Origin of the sequence: Bacillus sp. Root131 (assembly GCF_001429475.1) — a bacterium.
Taxonomy (GTDB): domain Bacteria; phylum Bacillota; class Bacilli; order Bacillales; family Bacillaceae_G; genus Bacillus_A; species Bacillus_A thuringiensis_S.
Genome location: NZ_LMJQ01000035.1, coordinates 1 through 3,412 on the forward strand (window position 1 = coordinate 1; position 3,412 = coordinate 3,412).

A 3,412-nucleotide genomic window follows, 5' to 3' on the forward strand; every position below is an offset into this window, starting at 1 on the left:
TGCATGAGCAAAGAAATAGAGTTAGATATATAAAAAGAGATACCCCTATTTTATTCGGTTTGGGGGTATCTCCTTTTCCTTAGCTTGATGGCGATGTTGTCGTGCCCCTACAGCAGAGTGAAGTAGATGAGTTATTTAGTAGAATAAATCGAAAACAGTGTAAGATACAGAAGACAACGCAGAGATAATTTGTAGGAAGGATATAGTTGCCAAAATATAAAAATTAGGTTAAAGAATTTGTCTATAGAGGTGTTATTTTCTGGTTTCCTTATTCTCTTGTAAAGGTTCCAACGTACATTTTCGAGGAGAAATGGAAAAAATTAATGTAACCATGCAATTATGCATAATGTTTAGAAATTTAAATGTAGTAGATAATAAATATGGTAGAATAATGGGTGTGAATACATTCTATAAAACAGATTCTTTTGAAAGGCGTAACATATCAATCACATTAGAGGATATGGCGTCATTCTAATACTGATCTCAATTTTCTTATATTTTGTGTACGGATAATCTGGTGTATATAGATGATTGTGTTTTATAGGATGTGCTTACACATATACCAAAGGGATAATACGGGTAAGTTTATATGAAATAAAAGTGGTTCAAGTGGAAGAAAGGCACCTAAGAGGTGTCTTTTTTCTTGCCTATCCAAATTTCACCTAGGGAGAATTTCTAGGGATTCTCTCAAAAAAGAAAACCGTGCATATTCTTTATATAATTTTATTAAATTTGATATATTTCCTTTATTCGTGACAGAAATGTTAAATATTTGAATATAAAGAGAGGTCGACGTTATAAAAAAAGAAATATATACGTGTACAATAAAAAATATATGATAAAGGGGGTAATTTATTATGTTTACAAAAAAACTAGTAGCCGTAGCAACTACTGTAGCATTAGGGTCTGGATTTACTTTTGGTATTACACCAGCTTTTGCGGATTCTAATGAAGTTTCCACACATCATACACCAATTTCTACTATACAAAAACAGGAACAAATACCGTTCACTGGATATGTTATTTCAATGGATAGTCACTATTTAGTTCTTGCTGATACATCGACAAAAGAAGAGGCACTTTCTTATCAAAATGATTGGTGGGAGCTTGTTTCTCAAAATAAAATTTTAAGAGTTCCTCTTTCTAATGCTGAAAACTATGCAGTAGGAGATAAGTTACATGTACATGCCTCTGCTTGGACTGCATCATTACCACCAATTGCTGTTATGCCTACTATAGAAAAAGCCGCTGATAAATATCAGTAAGGAACAGACCAAGGGCTTGTTTCTCATGAACTTCATGCATGTAAAGTTTTTATCATTTTGAAAAATGTCGTAGTTTAGTAAATTCACATCTCTTTTCTAGAGATTGAGAAAATTTTCGATTTTGGATGCTTCTTTTAGCATTTTAAATAAAAAATTTAAAATCGTAGATAGTTGTTATAATGGAATAAACATGAAAATACCTCACCATATCTGCTGTGTTGCAGGAAATGGTGAGGGGTATAGGCTTCATTTCTCTTGATTTTTCCAAGAATGAAAAATACATTGTTTGTTGATGGGTATAGAGAGAATTAAAGTTTTGAATGTTCAGAATCCAAAATATCAATTTACTATAGATTCCAATTATGTAAAACTAGAACCAAGATGGATGTTTCTTTAAAACTTACCCCTAATAAAGATTTAAAGAAAATTTTGTTTTCGTCATCATCAAGAAGGGAGCCAATTTCTATACAAATTGGCTTTTTTTGAATCCTTACTCTTTTGCATTTCTTATTGTAACACATTGCTAACATTTGTATAGAAATTAATCTTGAAAATTAAGACGAAACAAATCATTTTGATGAAAAAAATGTAAGGTTGTTTGGGCGTAGGTTCCAAAAAGGATAGACCAATCCAAATGGGAAAAATGGAATCTATTGTTCTTCGAAAACGCTATCATATTCAGTATAATAAAGATAACGATTATACTGAGGAGATTGGGATTATGAATAAAAGAGAAACGAGAATTCGTATTTTAGATTTGCAGGATCAACATTGCATGGGTTGCAAGCACTATAATGGGGTACGAACATATTGTATGGACGATTGTAAAATTGGAAAAGAAATATATCAATTAGGAACAGGATTGATTTTTGATGAAAAGGATTCGAAAAGGAAAGTAAAACTGAAGTGGGATTCTATTTGTCAACAGGCGCTCGTGTTAAGAAATAAAGGATATACCTATCAAAAAATTGCAAACCAATTAGGATGTCATGCGAGTAGTTTACGTAAACAACTTAATCAACGGGGATTGTAAATAATAGGTTGGAAATTATCATAGAATGATTAAGGCATGAAACCATTGCTTTCCTTCTTAGAATGATTTGAGAAACTAAAGGGGATAGCAGGTACCAGATTAGAGTTTGAAGCAACAACATCATTACAAGCACTTATCTATAAAACGTATCAATGAAAATGAGGTGAATGCAACATGAGAGCAGTTGCGAAAAAAGTACAAATGCTACGCTTACAGGAGAAGCGTAATAAGCGTGAGGAAAATACAGAAGCGGATTGTACTAAACAGTGCAAAATAGAAAGTGAGTGTATTAAACTAGAAAATAATACAGCTAAAAAACGCTCCCAAAAAGTACAAGCGTCAGAAGAAAAATGGGATAAAAAATGTAAACAAGCAGTACAATTATTTAATCAAGGAATGGAATATCCAACTATTGCAAAAAAAGTAGGGTGCAATGTGAGTAGTTTGTATAGAGAGCTCAAGAAACGTGACTTACTACAAATGCCAAAGCAAGTAGCATCATCTAAATCAGTAAAGTCTTCCATCATACCACCACAAACAAAAAAATCGAAGTTCGAACGATATAAAGAGTACTATATGTATAGATAGAACAACGAATGGCCACATGGTAATGTATCTAAATGGGGAATATTACATCTTTGTTCATGCTTTTCCTATGAACAAAGGACTTTAAACAAACGTTGGATTAATAAAGAACATCTGGATAATACTTGTACTTACATATTATTTTTCAAAGTGTTATAGCTCCTTTCACGTTTGATGAAAGGAGCTATTTGGTATTCGCAAAGGTTAACTAGCGAAGCAAATGATAGAGAGTAATCAACGTTCTTATAAATCTTTCTCAACAATTAAACAGTCCCTATACCCAACTATTGAAAAATATGTATAAATATATAAAATCGAAAGAGAATCGTGTATGATTATGTAAAATAAAGGGGGATTGTTATGAAAAAAATATTATGTCGATTGATACCTATGTTATTGTTAATTCCGTTCATTTTGGTACCTTCAAATGTAGGTTCTGGTGCAAAAAAGCTAAATGATTTGAAAATATTCTTTCAAACTTGGCCATACTGGTATTACTACTTAAAAAAGGTGCGTGATCAGGATGGAA

The 3,412-nt window shown here is 32.0% G+C and carries 3 protein-coding genes; all 3 read left to right on the forward strand.

The features are described from left to right. Nucleotides 1–857 precede the first annotated feature (857 nt). The 3 genes from ASE54_RS28165 (at nucleotide 858) to ASE54_RS28175 (ending at nucleotide 2,886) form a co-directional block, all read left to right on the forward strand. On the forward strand, nucleotides 858–1,265 hold the full coding sequence (locus ASE54_RS28165) for a DUF3221 domain-containing protein (protein WP_000494382.1): 408 nt from the start codon (nucleotides 858–860) through the stop codon (nucleotides 1,263–1,265). Nucleotides 1,266–1,986: 721 nt separating this feature from the next. Next, nucleotides 1,987–2,298, forward strand: coding sequence for a zinc-finger domain-containing protein (locus ASE54_RS28170; RefSeq protein WP_001042062.1), 312 nt, complete (start codon nucleotides 1,987–1,989; stop codon nucleotides 2,296–2,298). Nucleotides 2,299–2,472: 174 nt separating this feature from the next. Next, complete coding sequence (locus tag ASE54_RS28175; protein WP_001202920.1) at nucleotides 2,473–2,886, forward strand: hypothetical protein; 414 nt, start codon at nucleotides 2,473–2,475, stop codon at nucleotides 2,884–2,886. The last annotated feature ends 526 nt before the right edge of the window (nucleotides 2,887–3,412 follow it).

Bases quoted from the DNA above. Each gene is read 5' to 3' on its own strand.
- ASE54_RS28175 (WP_001202920.1), top strand. From the start codon at position 2,473: ATGAGAGCAGTTGCGAAAAAAGTACAAATGCTACGCTTACAGGAGAAG.
- ASE54_RS28170 (WP_001042062.1), top strand. From the start codon at position 1,987: ATGAATAAAAGAGAAACGAGAATTCGTATTTTAGATTTGCAGGATCAA.
- ASE54_RS28165 (WP_000494382.1), top strand. From the start codon at position 858: ATGTTTACAAAAAAACTAGTAGCCGTAGCAACTACTGTAGCATTAGGG.